This is a genomic window from Curvibacter sp. GW821-FHT09D12 (assembly GCF_059416245.1).
Window position 1 is genome coordinate 106,912 of the sequence record NZ_JBWKOU010000002.1, and the last position, 16,170, is coordinate 123,081.

11 protein-coding genes are annotated in these 16,170 nt (G+C 67.0%); 6 read left to right on the top strand and 5 right to left on the bottom strand.

The genetic code is table 11. The features are described 5' to 3' along the window. Positions 1–247: 247 nt before the first annotated feature. Entirely contained in the window at positions 248–3,841 is a 3,594-nt protein-coding gene (locus tag AC07PT_RS03060; protein ID WP_494655734.1) for an indolepyruvate ferredoxin oxidoreductase family protein, read from the bottom strand. Positions 3,842–4,184: 343 nt separating this feature from the next. Here AC07PT_RS03060 and AC07PT_RS03065 point away from each other — a divergent pair, with 343 nt between their 5' ends. The 4 genes from AC07PT_RS03065 (at position 4,185) to AC07PT_RS03080 (ending at position 8,422) form a co-directional block, all read left to right on the top strand. After that, positions 4,185–5,591 (top strand): alkaline phosphatase, encoded by a 1,407-nt coding sequence (locus AC07PT_RS03065; RefSeq protein ID WP_494655735.1) that lies wholly within the window; start codon positions 4,185–4,187, stop codon positions 5,589–5,591. A gap of 38 nt (positions 5,592–5,629) precedes the next feature. Then, positions 5,630–7,066 (top strand): alkaline phosphatase, encoded by a 1,437-nt coding sequence (locus tag AC07PT_RS03070; protein ID WP_494655736.1) that lies wholly within the window; start codon positions 5,630–5,632, stop codon positions 7,064–7,066. Next, positions 7,066–7,791: a hypothetical protein gene (locus tag AC07PT_RS03075; protein WP_494655737.1), complete on the top strand. Its 726-nt coding sequence runs from the start codon at positions 7,066–7,068 to the stop codon at positions 7,789–7,791. Before AC07PT_RS03070 ends, AC07PT_RS03075 begins: the two co-directional genes overlap by 1 nt. Positions 7,792–7,918: 127 nt before the next feature. Next, positions 7,919–8,422: an Lrp/AsnC family transcriptional regulator gene (locus AC07PT_RS03080; RefSeq protein ID WP_492349909.1), complete on the top strand. Its 504-nt coding sequence runs from the start codon at positions 7,919–7,921 to the stop codon at positions 8,420–8,422. 31 nt (positions 8,423–8,453) lie between these two features. Here AC07PT_RS03080 and AC07PT_RS03085 read toward each other — a convergent pair whose 3' ends face one another. Together AC07PT_RS03085 and mltA are read right to left on the bottom strand one after the other, a co-directional pair. Next, positions 8,454–10,361, bottom strand: coding sequence for a PhoX family protein (locus AC07PT_RS03085; RefSeq protein ID WP_494655738.1), 1,908 nt, complete (start codon positions 10,359–10,361; stop codon positions 8,454–8,456). Positions 10,362–10,487: 126 nt separating this feature from the next. Beyond that, on the bottom strand, positions 10,488–11,729 hold the full coding sequence (mltA, locus tag AC07PT_RS03090; protein ID WP_494655739.1) for a murein transglycosylase A: 1,242 nt from the start codon (positions 11,727–11,729) through the stop codon (positions 10,488–10,490). Between mltA and AC07PT_RS03095 the strand changes: the two genes are divergently transcribed. Continuing rightward, positions 11,662–11,802 (top strand): hypothetical protein, encoded by a 141-nt coding sequence (locus tag AC07PT_RS03095; RefSeq protein ID WP_492349906.1) that lies wholly within the window; start codon positions 11,662–11,664, stop codon positions 11,800–11,802. The two genes, mltA and AC07PT_RS03095, sit on opposite strands and share 68 nt — an antisense overlap. A 93-nt stretch (positions 11,803–11,895) precedes the next feature. Next, entirely contained in the window at positions 11,896–12,549 is a 654-nt protein-coding gene (locus AC07PT_RS03100; protein WP_492349905.1) for a YiaD family glycine zipper/OmpA-like lipoprotein, read from the top strand. 851 nt (positions 12,550–13,400) lie between these two features. Here the strand turns inward: AC07PT_RS03100 and AC07PT_RS03105 are convergent. Next, a complete protein-coding gene (locus tag AC07PT_RS03105) occupies positions 13,401–14,030 on the bottom strand; it encodes a response regulator transcription factor (RefSeq protein ID WP_027474691.1) in 630 nt (209 codons plus the stop codon). A 52-nt stretch (positions 14,031–14,082) separates the two neighbouring features. Continuing rightward, positions 14,083–16,146 carry a two-component system sensor histidine kinase NtrB gene (locus AC07PT_RS03110; protein WP_494655740.1) on the bottom strand — a complete coding sequence of 688 codons (2,064 nt, stop codon included), beginning with the start codon at positions 16,144–16,146 and terminating at the stop codon, positions 14,083–14,085. Between the last annotated feature and the right edge of the window lie 24 nt (positions 16,147–16,170).

A 16,170-nucleotide genomic window follows, 5' to 3' on the forward strand; every position in this document is an offset into this window, starting at 1 on the left:
GGGTAACAAATGAGAAAGCCCGCAGGCTGACCGCAGCGAGGCGGGCAGGCGGGTGCTGGCAAGATTGTATGTCGGGCCGCTGCGGCGGCAATCGGGGGGCCAATGCCCCCACAGCAAGGCCGGCCCGGGCCACGCCCACCGGCGGGTCCGGGACAAATCCGAGCCCGGCAGAGGGCCTTTGGAGCGTCCATGGACGCACTGAGGGCAGGGCCGGGCGGGGCCGGCAACCCCGCCACACCCAGGGGCATCAGGCCGCCTTGCGGGCAGCGCCACCCTGGCGCCACTCAGCCAGCAATTGGCTCCAACGCTGGCGGGCCGCCACGAGATTGCGCTCCTTGACGTGGCCATAGCCCTTGATCCGCTCGGGCACCTGGGCCAGATCGAGCGCCAGGGCATGGCGCTCGGCACTCAGGCCCGCGCACAGCTCCTCAACCAGGGCCTGGTACTCGGTGATCAGGGCGCGCTCGGTGCGGCGCTCCTCGGTTCGGCCGAACACATCAAAGGCCGTGCCACGCAAGCCCTTGAGCCGGGACAGCAGTCGGAAGCCCGTGAGCATGGCCGGACCGAAGGTCTGCTTGACCAGGTGGCCCTTGGCGTCCTTCTTGGCCAGCAACGGCGGCGCCAGATGGTAGTTGAGCTTGTAGTCGCCCTCGAACTGCGCCGCGATGCGGGCCAGGAAGGCCGGGTCGCTGTGCAGGCGGGCCACCTCGTACTCGTCCTTGTAGGCCATCAGCTTGAAGGCCTGGCGGGCCACGGTCTCGCTCAGCGCGGTTTTGCCCAGGGCGGCCTCGGCCTGCTGCACCCGGCCGACCAGGGCCCGGTAGCGCTCGGCATAGGCGGGGTTCTGGTAGGCCGTCAGGAACTCGACCCGGCGCGCCACCAGCGACTCGACCGTTTCGCGCGGCTTGAACTGCACCACCTGGCTGGGGGCCAGCACCTGGCGCACCAGCGCCGGGTCATGTGCGGCCAGACGCCCCCAATGGAAGGCGGTCTTGTTGGCCTCGACCGCCACCGCATTGAGCTCCATGGCCCGGGTCAGGGCCGCCAGGCCCAGCGGAATCCAGCCACGTTGCCAGGCATAGCCCAGGATCATGGGGTTCACATACAGGCTGTCGCCCATCATGCGGGTGGCCAGGGTTTCGGCATCGAAGGCGCCCAGGCCTTCACCCACCGCCCGCGCGATCTGGGCGGCACAGGCCTCGGCCGGGTTCTGCCAGTCGGTGTTGCGCACGAAGGCGGCGGTGGGCGTGCTGTGCGAGTTGAGCGCCACATGGGTGCGGCCCTCGCGCATGCGCATCAGGGTCTCCTTGCCTGCGGCCACGAGGGGATCGCAGCCCAGGATCAGGTCCGCCGCGGCCATGCCCACCCGGGTGGTGCGGATGTCGTCCTGGCGTTCGCCGATCAGCACATGGCTCCAGGTGGCGCCCCCCTTCTGGGCCAGACCGGCCGCATCCTGGGTGACGATGCCCTTGCCCTCCAGGTGGGCGGCCACGCCCAGCAGTTGCCCGATGGTGATGACGCCGGTGCCGCCCACACCGGCCACCACGATGCCCCACACCCCGCCATGCTCAGGCGTCAGGGTGGGCAGCGTGGGTTGAGGCAGTTGGGCCAGTTCGAATGGCGACGGGGCCTGACCCTTGGCCTTTTTCTTGAGTTGGCCACCCTCCACCGTGATCAGGCTGGGGCAGAAGCCCTTGAGGCAGGAGGTGTCCTTGTTGCAGCTGCTCTGGTTGATGGTGCGCTTGCGGCCGAATTCGGTCTCCAGCGGCTCCACGCTCAGGCAGTTGGACTGCACGCCACAGTCGCCACAGCCTTCACAGACCAGCTCGTTGATGACCACCCGCTTGGCCGGGTCGACCAGGCTGCCGCGCTTGCGGCGGCGGCGCTTTTCGGTGGCGCAAGTCTGGTCGTAGATGATGACGGTGGTGCCACTGAGTTCGCGGAACTCGCGCTGCACGGCATCCAGGGTGTCGCGATGCTGGATGGCGATGCCCGCGGGCAGGCCCTGAACGCCCGCGTACTTCTCGGGCTCGTCGGTGACGATGGTGATCTTCTGAGCCCCTTCGGCACGCATGCTCTGGGCAATCTGGATCACCGAGTGCCCTTCGGGGCGCTCGCCGACCTGCTGGCCGCCGGTCATGGCCACCGCATCGTTGTAGAGGATCTTGTAGGTGATGTTGACGCCGGCCGCGATGCTCTGGCGCACCGCCAGCAGACCACTGTGGAAATAGGTGCCGTCGCCCAGGTTGGCGAACACATGCTTTTCGGTGCTGAAGGGCTGCTGGCCCGTCCAGGGCACGCCCTCACCGCCCATCTGCGTGAAACCGACGGTGGCGCGGTCCATCCAGGTGGCCATGAAGTGGCAGCCGATGCCAGCCATGGCGCGCGAGCCTTCGGGCACCACGGTGCTGGTGTTGTGCGGGCAGCCCGAGCAGAACCAGGGCTGGCGGTCGGCGCCCTTGACGCCCGCCACCTCGATCACGTTCAAGGCGCTCTGCTTGGCCTCCAGAATGGCCAGTTGGGCGTCGATGCGGGCCGTCAGGTCGGCCCCGGCGGGCAGCAGCCCCAGGCGACGCAGGCGCTTGGCGATGGCGCGCGCGATCAGGGCGGGGGTCAGGTCGGCATTGGCCCGCAGCAAGGTGTTGGCCGTGGGATTGGGGCGGGCCCACTCACCGCCACTGAAGTCACCCTCGCCTTCATCGAACTTGCCCACCACATTGGGGCGCACATCGGGCCGCCAGTTGTACAGCTCTTCTTTCAGCTGGTATTCAATGACCTGCCGCTTTTCCTCGACCACCAGGATCTCCTGCAGGCCGGTGGCGAACTCACGGGTGAGCTGGGCCTCGAGGGGCCACACCACGCCCACCTTGTGCAGCCGGATGCCCAGGGCCCGGCAGGCGTTGTCGTCCAGCCCCAGGTCCAGCAGGGCCTGGCGGGTGTCGTTCCAGGCCTTGCCGCTGGCCATGATGCCCAGGCGGTCGTGGGACCCCTGCACGGCGGTGTAGTTGAGGCGGTTGGCACGGATGTAGGCCAGGGCGGCGTACCACTTGGTGTCGAACAGCCGCGCCTCCTGGTCCAGCGCATGGTCGGGCCAGCGGATGTGCACGCCGCCCGGGGGCATCTCGAAATCGGTGGGGATCTGGATCTGCACCCGGTCCGGGTCGATCATGGCGGTGGCACTCGACTCGACGATCTCCTGGATGGTCTTCAGGCCCGACCAGACGCCGGCGTAACGGCTCAGGGCAAAGGCATGCAGGCCCAGGTCCAGGATCTCCTGCACCGTGGACGGGAAGAACACCGGAAAGCCGCAGGCCTTGAAGATGTGGTCGCTCTGGTGGGCGGCGGTGGAGCTTTTCGAGATGTGGTCGTCACCGGCCACCGCGATCACGCCCCCCCAGGGCGTGGTGCCCGCCATGTTGGCATGCTTGAACACATCGGAGCAACGATCCACGCCCGGGCCCTTGCCGTACCAGATGCCGAAGACGCCGTCGAATTTCTGCGTGCCGGGCGGCGCAAAACCCAGTTGCTGGGTACCCCACAGCGCGGTGGCGGCCAACTCTTCGTTGACCCCAGGCTGGAACACGATGTTTTGCGCCTTCAGGTAGGCACTGGCCTTCCACAAAGCCTGGTCATAGCCCCCCAGTGGGGAGCCCCGGTAGCCACTGATGAAGCCCGCCGTGTTCTTGCCCACCTGCGCGTCACGCAGGCGCTGCAGCATGGGCAGCTTGACCAGGGCCTGCACCCCGCTCATGAAGGCCCGACCGTAGTCCAGGCTGTACTTGTCATCCAGCGTCACGGTTTCCAACGCGCGGCGGATGTGTTCGGGCAAAGGGGCATTCATGGCTTGTCTCCTGGTGGGCCGACTCGGGCGGCCCTGGGCGGGATTTTTCAGAAGTGGACGGGTGGTAACAAACGCCACCACCGGCTCGGGAAAGTGTATGCGGCCTGCTCTGATAAGTCTTTGCTAATAGTGCCCGTGAAAGGCGATGAAAATTCAATATCTTTCTCAAATCGACATACAAAGAAAGATTCATTCCAGATTGGAAAAAAATCAGCAATTTCCAAAATCACGACCCAGCACCCGGAAAGGCCAAATACCAATAGCAACCCTGGGGCTGTCACAGCACTTTCATGAAGAAGTTACAAATTTAAAGACTTTGTAAAGACCCCTTGCGGAGTAACTCATGAAATCCTGGTTGATCGCGTCCACCCTGGCGGTGGCCACCCTGACGGCCTGCGGCGGCAGCAGCAGCACCCCGCCCAAGAACGTGCTGTTCTTTCTGGGCGACGGCATGGGCCTGACGACCCTGACCGCCGCCCGCATCTACGCGGCCGGTGAAGACGGCAGCCTGACCATCGACACCCTGCCCGAAAGCGCCTTCGTCAAGACCTACTCGGCCGACGCCCAGGTCACCGACAGCGCGCCCTCGATGTCGGCCTACATGACCGGTGTGAAGATGAACAACGAAGTCATCTCGATGAGCCCGGACACCTCGGCCTACAACAAGACCAGCTTTGCCGACTACGTGTCGGGCGCCGACAGCACCTGCCCCACCAGTGGCAATGGCAACAGTGTGCCCACCTTGCTGGAGATCGCCAAGGCCAAGGGCCTGGCCACCGGCGTGGTGACCACCACCCGCATCACCCATGCCACCCCGGCCGCCACCTACTCGCACATCTGCCACCGCGACGGTGAAAACAGCATCGCCGCCCAGATGGTGCCCGGTGGCAGCGGCTACAACAGCGCCCTGGGCGATGGCGTGGACGTGGTCTTCGGTGGCGGCCTGCGCCACTTCCAGCCCAAGGGCAGCACCGGCAGCAGCCGCAGCGACAGCCGCGACCTGGTGGCTGAGATGAAGAAGGCCGGCTACAGCTTTGCAGGCTCGCGCACCGACTTCGACGCCCTGCCTGCCAGCGGCAAGCTGTTGGGCCTGTTCACGTCCAGCCACATGTCCTACGACCTGGACCGCGACAGCAGCAAGGAACCCAGCCTGGCCGAGATGACCACCCGCGCCATCGACCAGCTCAAGGGCAACCAGGCCGGCATGTTCCTGATGGTGGAAGGTGGCCGCATCGACCATGCGCTGCACGAAACCACCGCCCGCAAGGCCTTGCAGGACACCGTGGCTTTCGACAACGCCATCAAGGCCGCCATCGACAAGATGCAGGCCCTGGATCCGGGCCTGAAGAACACCCTGATCGTCGTCACCGCCGACCATGACCACACCCTGGTGCTCAATGGCTACGCTGCCCGCACCGGCAAGACCTCGGACAGCAACCCCGGCGTGCTGGGCCTGCTGCGCAGCTATGTGGACGGCCTGCTGTCCAAGGACACGGGTGGCAATCCCTTCACCATCATCGGCTTCGGCAACGGCGAAAACCGCCAGGCCACCCGCACCGCACTGACCGATGCCCAGGTGTTCGACAAGACCTACCACCAGGAAGCCACCATCCCCGTGGCCGCAGGCAGCGAAACCCACGGCGGCGCCGATGTGTTCCTGGGCGCCATCGGCAAGGGCGCCGACAGCTTCACCGGCGTGATCGAGAACACCGCCGTGTTCGGCCTGATCCGCAATGCCATGGGCCTCTGATGAGCGCCGCCACACACCCCCGATCTGGAAACACCGCCATGAACCCCTTGAACCTCTCCCTGCCCCGTGGCCCGCGCTTTGCCCAGCGACTGCTGGCCCTCACCCTGGGCGCGCTGTGCGCTGGCCAGGCCTTCGCCGCTGGCGAAGCCAAGAACGTGATCTTCTTCCTCGGTGACGGCATGGGCCCGGTCACCGTCACCGCCAGCCGCATCTACAAGTACGGCGAGTCGGGTCAGTTGACCATGGAGACCTTGCCGCGCACGGCCCGCATCAAGACCTATTCGCTGGACGCCCAGACCACCGACAGCGCTCCGTCGATGGCCGCCTACATGACCGGCGTGAAGATGCGCAACGAAGTGCTGTCCATGGACGGCAACACCCTGGCCATCAAGCCCGGAGCCGACACCAGCGTGACCCCCAGCGTGAGCAACGCCATCAACAACTGCCCGGCCACCGGCAACGGGGCCAGCGTGCCCACCCTGCTGGAGCAGGCCATTGCCGCCGGCAAGGCCACCGGCGTGGTGACCACCGCCCGCCTGACCCACGCCACCCCGGCCGCCACCTACTCGCACATCTGCCACCGCGATGCCGAGTACCACATCTCACGTCAGGCGGTGCCCGGCGGCGCCGGCTTCAACACCGCGCTGGGCAAGGGCGTGGACGTGATGCTGGGCGGCATCAGCTACTTCTGGCGCCCGTTCAACGCCACCACCACCCCCAAAGGCCGCCCCGACGGGCGCGATCTGGTGGCCGAGATGCAGGGCCAGGGTTACACCTTCGTGAGCGACCTCACCAGCCTCAACGCCGCACCCAACGGCCGCCTGCTGGGCTTGTTTGACCAGGCGCTGTCGCAAGGCCACATGTCCTACGAGCTGGACCGCGATCCGGCCAAGGAGCCCAGCCTGGCCCAGATGGCCACCAAGGCGGTGGACGTGCTGTCGAAAAACGGCAACGGCTACTTCCTGATGGTCGAGGGCGGCCGCATCGACCACGCCCTGCACGGCACCAACGCCAAGCGCGCGCTGGCCGACACCATCGCCTTCGACGACGCCGTCAAAGCCGTGCTGGCCAAGGTCGACCTGAGCAACACCCTGGTGGTGGTGACGGCCGACCACGACCACACCATGGCGTTCAACGGCTACTCGCACAAGGGCAACGACATCCTGGGCAAGAGCACCAACAACCGCACCAAGCAGACCGCCCTGGCGGCCGACGGCAAGCCTTACACCACCCTGGTGTTCGGCAACGGGGGCGGGCCGCGCAAATCGGTGCGTGACGACCTGAGCAATGTCGACACCTCGGGCAACAAGGACTACCTGCAGGAAGTCGGCGTGCAGCTGGGCAGCGCCGGCTCGGAAACCCACGGCGGCGGCGACGTGATGCTGTTCGCCACCGGCGCCGGCAAGGCCCCGTTCAAGGGCACGCTGGACAACACCCGCGTGAACACCCTGGTGCGCCAGGCCTTCGGCTTCTGATGCGCGCGGCGTCCACAAAGCCCCGCTCGTCACGCCGCCACCTGCTGCAGGCCGCGCTGGCCTGCGGTCTGGCAGCCACCGCACCCTGGGCCGGCGCCCAAGGCGTGGTCCAAGGCGTGGGCACGGGCCCCAGCCTGGACCTGCAGGTGCGCCACACCAGCATTTCGCTGGGTGCCGATGGCGTGAAGCGCACGGCAGAGTTCAGCGAACGGGTACACCGGCGCCCGCAGATGGTGTGGATCGAACGCGTGATCCCGCCGCATGCGCACTCCGAGGAAGAGCACGCCAAGGGCCACCAGGCCCACAAGCACCTGGACGTGGCGGCCGCCGCTCGCTGGGTCACCCGCGACGAGCGCGGCGAGCCGCGCCTGCGGTTGGTCTCGGCCGAAGACAAGGTGGTGATCGACATTGCCCGCACCGACTATGGCAACGTGGGTTTTGACGGCTCCTGGCCCGCCGCCTGGCACCTGATCGACCCCACCGTGCTGCAGCAGCTCAAGGCGGCCGCGCCAGTGGGCGACACCACCACCTACACGCGCCAGGACGCCCACGGCCGCCTGACCGTGGTCTGGAACCACAAGCTGATGGTGCCGGTGAGCGTGGAGTCGAGCGGGCCCCAGGGCTCGCGCAAGACCGTGGTGCAGACCATCGCCGCCCCCGCCACCCCACCCTGGACCCGGCTGGACGGCTACGGCAAGAAGGACTACTCCGACTACCTCGACTGAGTCCACCGAGGCTTGCCCCCCAGGCCGGCGCCCAGCGCCGGCCTTTCTTTTTCTGTTTGTCGGCTATGCTGCGGCCCTCGTCCCTTCCATTCGACCCTTCCTTTCGCACTTTTCGCCGTCTCACCCCGTGGACTCCCTCGATAAATTCGACATCGCCATCCTGAGCGAACTGCAGGCTGATGCCCGGCTCACCAATGCCGAGCTCTCGCAGCGCGTGGGCCTGTCGGCCGCGCCCTGCTGGCGCCGCGTGCGGGCGCTCGAAGAGGCGGGCTACATCAAGGGATATCGGGCCGAGATTGACCGGCACAAGATCGGCCTGGGCGTGCTGGCCTTTGTGCGGCTGGACGCCGAGCGCAACACCGGCGACGCCACCAAGCGGCTGGAGGACGCGATCCGCCAGCTGCCCGAGGTGATCAGCTGCCACTACATCAGCGGCACCGGCACCTTCGAGCTGCAGGTGGTGGCGCAGGACCTGGACAGCTTTTCGCGCTTTGCGCTGAAAAGCCTGATCAACCTGCCCAATGTGAAAGACCTGCACACCAGCTTCTCGCTGGGCGAGGTCAAGGCCAGCAGCGCGCTGCCGCTGGGACACCTGACGCCGGCCGGGGGCAGGGTCAACACCCCCCGCTGACCCGACCGGCAATGCCGGCCGATTAAACCGATCAGGCCTGAGGCGTGAGCCCCGTCAAGTAGCCGACCGAGGCGCCGAAGCGGTCCTTGAAGTTGGCGCGCACCAACGGGTCCAGCGTATCCCTGACCTTGTCATGCAAGGGCTTCTCCCAGTCGCCCGGGTGCTGGAAGTTGCTCATGACGTAGGTCCAGCCGTTGATCTCGTCCACCGCGTGCAGGCCGGTCGATTCGGCGCCCGAGGGGCAGGACAGGAGGCGCGTGAGCTGTTTCGTGTCCACGTGGTAGGCCCACAGGAAGTTGTTCACGTGCATGCCGCTGTCCTCACCGATGAACAGGGTGCGCAGCTTCTCGGAGAACTTGATGTTGTCGGGGTTGGCAATGTGGTCGGCATGGGCCAGGTTGCCCAGCGCGTCGGGGGTCTTCAGATCCACCCCGACCAGGGCGGCCGGGGGTTCCATGTGGGTGGACACCCAGTCGCTGTTGATCGCCTGGCCGCTGCTGTCCTTCTGACCTCCCTGCAGGATGTGCTCGTAGACGGCGCCGGCCTTGGGGCCTTGCACGCGGATGCCACCCGAGCCATCCAGCATGCTGGCCTGGACGTAGGACATGGCTGAATAGGCGCGCTTGTCCTTCGCATTGACCGTGGTGCCCTCCATCTTGGTGAAGCCCAGGCTGCCGCCGACCAGGGCGGCATAGCGGTGGGTTTCGAGGAAGGCGGCGGCCTTTTCCATGCCAGGCTTGAGCTTGACCCAGTTGAACTTGCCGTTGAAGGGGATGCGGGTGTAGCTGGCGTCAGCCGGGTCGCTGGTCTTGACATCCATGATGTCGCCGGGGCGGATGCCGCCGTCCACCAGGGCACGGATCTCGGCGCTGCTCGCATGGCCCAGACGGATCCAGCCGATGTCACCCGCCCCCGGGCCCACGCCCGAGGTCTGCTTCCAGGTGGCCACATACAGCGTGCCCGAGGAGAGGTCACGCGGACGATCGGCCACGAACATGAACAGGCCACCGTTGGTGGCGTCGTCCCCCATCAGCGCCGTGCGCTCGTCGGGCATCACCTGCACCAGCTCGTGCGAGAGGCGGCCCATGCAGTAATGCTTGGCGATGCGCCCCGTGCCATCGGGCAGCACCGTCACCTCGGGCAGGTGGCCATAGTGGTAAGGGTTGGCCTTGGCTGGGTCGCCATACAGGTTCTGGCTGAAGGCCTTGAACTGGGCGTTGCTGGCCACGGCGAAGGCATCGGGTTCGTACTCTTCGCTGGACAGGTGCGTGTTCCAGGGCGACAGGCTGGCGCCGCAGGTGATCCACAGGCCCTGCACGCCCGAGGTGTCCACATTGTGGTACTTGACCACGCTGAGGGCGCCGGTGGCGGGGTTCTGATCCAGTGTGATCACGGCGATCGGCGAGGGCAATTGCCCGTAGGTGGCGGCACCGGCCTGGTTGCGCGTGGCGTATTCGAACTGAACCACGGCAAACACCGTGTTGCCCTTGACCCCCGCCACCTGGGCCTTGGGCAGGGTCAGCAGCGAGGAACCATCGGGGCAATCGGAATAGAAATGACGTTCGCGCCCAGGCACCGAGCGGTCCAGGATGGGCTGGTTGCGGATGTCGTAGTACCCCCCCGCCAGCACCTGGCCGCCTTGCCCGTCGGGCAGCATTTCGCCGGTCATGAAGAAGGGCTGGTAAGCCAGGGCCTGGGTACGCTGACTGCCGTCGGCCAGGGTCACGCTCAGGGCCGACTGCACGGTCGTCGTGGCCATGGCCTGCGGGTGGGCCAGCGTGGGCGCGGCCATGCCTTCAAAACGCACCGAACGGAAGGCGGCCGGGCGGGCCGCCGGGGTGCTGGCACAGCCTACCAGACCGCCCAGGGGAAACAGGGGCGCGGCGGCCAGGGCGCGCAGCAATTGGCGGCGTGAGGCGGTGTTTGAATCTGCGGACATGGGACGATCTTTCCAGTTGAGGTGGGCGAGACTGCAGGCCAGGACAGGACAAGCCCGGCCAAGCCGGGCAGACTAGGCCGCCGTCATGACAGCTTCATGACCCCTCCGGAAAGACCGGGCCGGCGCTCAGCGCGGCCACAGCGCCCACAGGCGCAGCGGCTGCTTGAGGCGGCCGGCCAGTTCGCCGGCATCGGCCCCCCAACCGGCAAAGTAGTCGGCCCGCACCGCACCGATGATGGCGCTGCCCGTGTCCTGCGCCAGCACCAGGCGCTGCAGCTGGGCGGTGGGCCCGCTGGAGGCCAGCCACAGTGGCGTGCCGTAGGGGATGTTCTGCCGATCCACCGCAATCGAGCGGCCCGGCGTCAGCTCCACGCCCTGGGCGCCGCGCGGGCCCTGGCTGGCGTCGCTGCTCGACAAGGCCTCCTCACGGAAGAACACGTAGCGCGGATTGCTCCAGAGCAGCTCGTTGGTGCGCTGCGGGTTCTGCGCCAACCACTGGCGGATGCCGGGCCAGGTGGCGTCGCGGGTCTGGCCCTGGTCGAGCAGCCAGCGCCCCACGCTCTTGTAGGGCTGGTCGTTGGTGCCGGCAAAGGCCAGGCGCACCAGGCGCTGCGAGCCATCGGGCTCGGTGATGCGCAAACGGCCTGAGCCCTGGATGTGCAGCACCAGGGCCTCCACCGGGTCGGCGATCCAGGCAATCTCGCGTCCGCGCAAGGCCGCCTGGGCCTCGGGCAAGGTGTCGATCTCCTGACGGGTGTACCAGGGGCGGCGCTGGTTGAGGGTGGCAGGGGCGCGGTACAGCGCCACGTTGTAGCCATTGCCAGGCAGGCGACTGGCCGGGATCACAGGCTCGTAATAGCTGGTCAGCAGGCCCTCGGCCTGGCCCTCCAGGCTCTCCACCCGGTAGGGTTGCAGGCGGCGCACCAGCCAGCCCAGTTGCTCCTCGGGCGTCGCGATGCTGAGCTGGCGCACTTCGCCGCACAGCGGGGCAAACACGGGGCCGGGGCGCTCGCAGCTCTTGATCCAGGCGTTCCAGGCCTCGAACAACGGGTCTTGCCCCAGGCCGGGCAGCTCGGCCCAGCGCACCGGCACCCAGCGGCTGTTGCCCTGCACACGCGGCGGGGGCAAGGGGCGGCTTTCGTCCTCGCTCAGCGTCCAGCCGGGCAGGGGCGCTGCGGGCTCACCAGCCGGGGCCGGGGAGGTGGCCGGGGCCGTCGGGCTGCTGGGGGGCGGGCTCGCGCACGAGGCCAGCATTCCTACAATGACGGCCGTCACCGCCTTCCACAGGAGTCTTTTCATCATGGGTCTGATTTTGCTTGAAGCCCTGCTGGCCTTGCTGGTGCTGGTGGCGATTGTCTGGTGGACCATGTTTTCGGGTCGCCGCGGAGGTGAACCGTCGCGCACCGAGGACGCAGAAGCCGAAAAACCACACAAAAAATAGCACTTTGGGCCGGGCACTACGCGGCAATTGCGCTTACAACGCGGGTTCACCGTCTGTTCAATGACGGTCTGTTGATCAAGGAGAGAACCCATCATGCGCAAGCACACCCCATCCTCATTCATTCTGATCCCCGTGCTGGCCGCTGCTCTGCTGAGCGGCTGCGCCGACATGAGCGAAAACCAGCGCCGCACCGGCACAGGCGCCGGCATCGGCGCCCTGGCCGGCGCGGTCCTGAGCTCGGCCACCGGGGGCAACGCCGGCACCGGGGCCGTGGTGGGCGCCGGCATCGGCGCCCTGGGCACCTACATCTGGTCGCGCCACATGGACGAGCAAAAGCGCGCCATGGAGCAGGCCACGCAAGGCACGGGCGTGACGGTGGTGCAGACCGCCGACAACCAGCTCAAGCTCGACATCCCGAGCGACATCTCGTTCGACACCGGCAGCGCGGTGGTCAAGCCCAACCTGCGCCCCATCCTCGACCGCTTTGCTGAAGGCCTGCGCAACAACCCGCGCGCCGAAGTGCGCATCGTGGGCCACACCGACAGCACCGGCAGCGATGCCGTCAACAACCCCTTGTCGCAGGACCGTGCCGCCAGCACGCGCGACTACCTGGTGGCCCGCGGCGTGCCTTTCGACCGCTTCATGGTCGAGGGCCGGGGTTCGCACCAGCCGGTGGCCAGCAATGACACCGCGGATGGGCGGGCGCGGAATCGGAGGGTGGAGATTTTTGTGGGTGAGAAGGGGTAAATTTTCATCCTTCGGATTGAGGCGGGCTGCATCTGGATGATGTGCCTTGTCCACTGGGTTGTGGTCTTGTTGCGCCGCTGCGCTCTGTTCCATCTGCTGCTTGTTTCAGGGCGGAGGCCGGGATTGCGCCCCGGCGGGCGCCTCACTTTCTTTGTCTCGCCAAAGAAAGTAAGCAAAGAAAGGCGACCCGACGTGCACGCCCTGCTGCGCAGGGTCCGCTGCGCTGCTCAACTTGGGCGGGGTCTCGCTAAACTCGCTGCGCTCAAACAGACGCGAGCCCTTTTTCCGCCCAAGTCTGCGCTGCTCGCCGTGCCCGACGGGAGGTGGGGGTCGGGAACCAACGGCTGCTGCTGCGCAGCGGCGCCATGTTGTTTCACTCGGAGGGCGCGGCTGCTTCGCAGCGCGGTGAGGCGTCAGAGCTCTGCCCAACAGATCAAACAGATAAACACCAGCGCCGCTGGATGCACAGAAACCAATGAGTTCGGCGTGACGTTCGCAAGCCCGCCCGTACCCGCCCCCGCTTGCCCCGTGGGGCAGGGCCGAGCAGCGCAGTGCCAGGGGGATCAGGCCCCGCGTCTGTTTGAGCGCAGCGAGTTTAGCGGGGACCCCCCTGGCGCGAGCAGCGCAGGGAACCACGAAGTGGCCCTGACTTCGGGTCGCCTTTCTTTTGGGTACTTTGCTTTGGCGAAGCAAAGAAAAGTGCCTCGGCCGCCGGGACGAAACCCCGGCCTCCGCCCTCAAACAAAGAGCAGAAGCCACAGAGCGCAGCGGCAAGACAAAGCCTTCAATCAATGAACAAGGCAAACCATCCATTGCCACCCAAGGCAGACAAGCTCAGTGGCGAAGCCACATCACCCCAAACTCCTCAACAAATTAGCCAACTCAACAGCCGACTTGACATTCATCTTGTCAAACACCCGCGACCGGTGCACCTCCACCGTCCGCACACTGATGTCGAGCTGATCCGCAATCAACTTGTTAGGCAAGCCCTCCACCACCAGCCGCATCACATCGCGCTCCCGCTCGGTCAGCTCCGTCAGCCGCACCTGCAAGCCCCGGTGCTGCCGGTGTTGCGCCAGCACCTCGGCCGAGCGCTGCAGGGCCTGCTCGATGCGGTCGACCAGGGCATTGTCAGAAAACGGCTTTTCGCAGAAGTCGAAAGCCCCGCGCTTGACCGCATCGACCGCTGTCGGCACATCAGCATGGCCGGTCAGGAAGATCACCGGCATGGCCGCCTGCAGGCCGCGCTCGATCAGTTGGTCGAACAGCGCCAGCCCGCTCATGCCGGGCATGCGCACATCGAGCAGCAGACAGCAAGGGTGGCTGGGGGCCGGGCGCGAGCGCAGGGCGGCGTCAAACTGCTCGGCGCTTTCGAACACCTCGCTGAGCAGATGGCGCGAGCGCAGCAGCCAGGCCAGCGCGTCGCGCACTCCGGCGTCGTCATCCACAATGAAAACGGTGGCGTCGGGCGAGGGTTCCATGAGGATCGGTTCCGTCGGATCAGAAAAAGAAAACAGGGTGGCCGGCCGGCGCTCAGGCCGTGCTCACGGTCGCATTCAAAGCCGCGGCCGTGGGGCCTTTTTTCACCGGCAGGGTGAAGCTGAAGATGGTACCCCTTGGCGCCTGGGCGTCGAAGCCCAGGTAACCCCCATGCTGCTCGACCACAGTGCGGCACAGGCTCAGGCCCAGGCCCATGCCCTCGGCCTTGGTGGTGAAGAAAGGGGTGAAGAGTTGCTCGCCCACCTCTTTCGGGATGCCCGGCCCATGGTCGATGACACGCCACTCCAGCCAGCCGCTGGATTCGTTGGAGGCGGCCTTGCGGGCCTCGATGCGCAGCACCCGCTGGGCCAGCTCGCAAGGCTCCATGGCCTGCATGCCGTTGCGCGCCAGGTTCAGCAGCACCTGCTCGACCATGGTGCGGTCGCACAGCACGTCGGGCAGGCCCGGCTCAATGTCGGTGATCACGCGCACCCCGAGTTTGCGCGCCTGCAGCGTGACCAGGGGCATGATGGCTTCGAGCAGGGCCCGGGCGGCCACCGGCTCGCGGGCCTGGTCACGGCGGCGCACAAAATCGTGCACGCTCTTGATCACCCGGCCGGCACGTTCGGCCTGCTCGGCAATGCGGCGCAGGGCCATGTCCAGGTCAGGCGGGGCACTGGCCCCCTGGTGGCGCAGCAGGTTCATCGAGCCGGTGGCATAACTGGAGATGGCGGCCAGGGGCTGGTTGAGCTCGTGGCTGAGCAGCGAGGCCATCTCGCCCACCGTGGCCAGGCGGGCGGTGGCCTGCAGGCGTTCTTGCGAGGCACGCGACAGCTCTTCGATGCGGCGCTGTTCGCTGATGTCGAGAAAGGCACTCATCCAGCCGGTCTGCAAGCCCTGGGCGTTGATCAGGGGCGCCTCGATCACCAGCACCGGAAAGCGCGTGCCGTCCTTGCGCATGAAGACCGACTCGAAGCCCTCGCGCGGCGGCACATTGCCGGCCAGCCGGATGGCCTGACGCTGTTCGTACTCGGTGACCCGGTCGGGGGGCCAATAAGGTGCCGGCACACCGTGGCCCAACAGTTCCTCAGCGCTGAAACCGACCATCTGGCAGAAGGCCGGATTCACATAGGTGATGTGGCCTTGCAGATCACGCGCACGCAAGCCCGTGACCAGGGAGTCTTCCATGGCCTTGCGGAAGGCCAGGGCATCGGCCAGGTCGCGCTCGGCGGCCAGGCGCCGGCGCGTGTCCTTGGCCAGCAGCACCAGCACCGACACCAGGGCAATCGCCATGGCCGTGACCAGGGCCGTCATCACGTTGGGAAACAGGCTGGGCGCGCTGTGCCAGCTGTCCAGGCGCAGCACCAGGGTGTTGCCCGGCAGGTCCAGCAGTTGCTGGGCGGTGAACATGCGCACCCCGCGCCGTGCCGACCCGTGCAGGGCCAGGCGCGTGCCGTCGGCCTCGGTGAAGGAGATCTCCTGGCTGCGCGCCAGTTGGCGCCCCACCAGGTTGGCCAGCACTTCCTGCAGGGCGTAGGTGGTCACCGCGTAGCCCGCGACCCGCCCCGAGGTGATCAGGGGCAGGCACATCTCGATCACTTCCAGGCCCAGACCGTCGTTGCTGGGCACGAAATACGAGCTGGAATAGGCCGGCCCATTGAAGCGCCGCGCATTGGCACAGGCCAGCGACACGTCGGTCTGCGCCCGCTCGCGTCCACCCTGGCCGTCCACGGCACCGCGGCCGAACAAGTTGCCGCGGTAGGGCGTGTCCACGTGGGCCAAGGGGCGCAGACCCGCGTCGCGCCACTCGATGCGCATGACTTCGCGGTGCTGGCGCAGCATCTCGGCGGCATCGATGGCCCAGGAGTTGGGGGTGGGGTTGCTGGACTGCAGCGCCTGCAGGCTTTGCACATTGCGCGTCAGCCCCCCGCGGATGTCGCTCAAGGCGTCCGAGGTGTCGCGCTCCAGGCGGCTTTGCACCTGGCTGGCCTCATAGCGCCCGGCCAGGTACACCATGATGCCCAGCATCACCAGCACCAGGGCAGCCAGCAACAGCCACAACGTCCAGCGTCGCCAGCCCAGGGGCAGCAGGCGCGCCTGCCAACCGCGGGACCGCAAGGGCCCGGGGGGCGGAGCGAATTC

What these genes read in the sequence shown, in the direction of transcription:
- mltA (WP_494655739.1), bottom strand. Translation starts at nt 11,729, where the DNA reads ATGGTCCACCAGACAATCGCCACCAGCACCAGCAAGGCCAGCAGGGCT.
- AC07PT_RS03060 (WP_494655734.1), bottom strand. Translation starts at nt 3,841, where the DNA reads ATGAATGCCCCTTTGCCCGAACACATCCGCCGCGCGTTGGAAACCGTG.
- AC07PT_RS03085 (WP_494655738.1), bottom strand. Translation starts at nt 10,361, where the DNA reads ATGTCCGCAGATTCAAACACCGCCTCACGCCGCCAATTGCTGCGCGCC.
- AC07PT_RS03075 (WP_494655737.1), top strand. Translation starts at nt 7,066, where the DNA reads ATGCGCGCGGCGTCCACAAAGCCCCGCTCGTCACGCCGCCACCTGCTG.
- AC07PT_RS03095 (WP_492349906.1), top strand. Translation starts at nt 11,662, where the DNA reads ATGGGTCTGATTTTGCTTGAAGCCCTGCTGGCCTTGCTGGTGCTGGTG.
- AC07PT_RS03070 (WP_494655736.1), top strand. Translation starts at nt 5,630, where the DNA reads ATGAACCCCTTGAACCTCTCCCTGCCCCGTGGCCCGCGCTTTGCCCAG.
- AC07PT_RS03065 (WP_494655735.1), top strand. Translation starts at nt 4,185, where the DNA reads ATGAAATCCTGGTTGATCGCGTCCACCCTGGCGGTGGCCACCCTGACG.
- AC07PT_RS03100 (WP_492349905.1), top strand. Translation starts at nt 11,896, where the DNA reads ATGCGCAAGCACACCCCATCCTCATTCATTCTGATCCCCGTGCTGGCC.
- AC07PT_RS03105 (WP_027474691.1), bottom strand. Translation starts at nt 14,030, where the DNA reads ATGGAACCCTCGCCCGACGCCACCGTTTTCATTGTGGATGACGACGCC.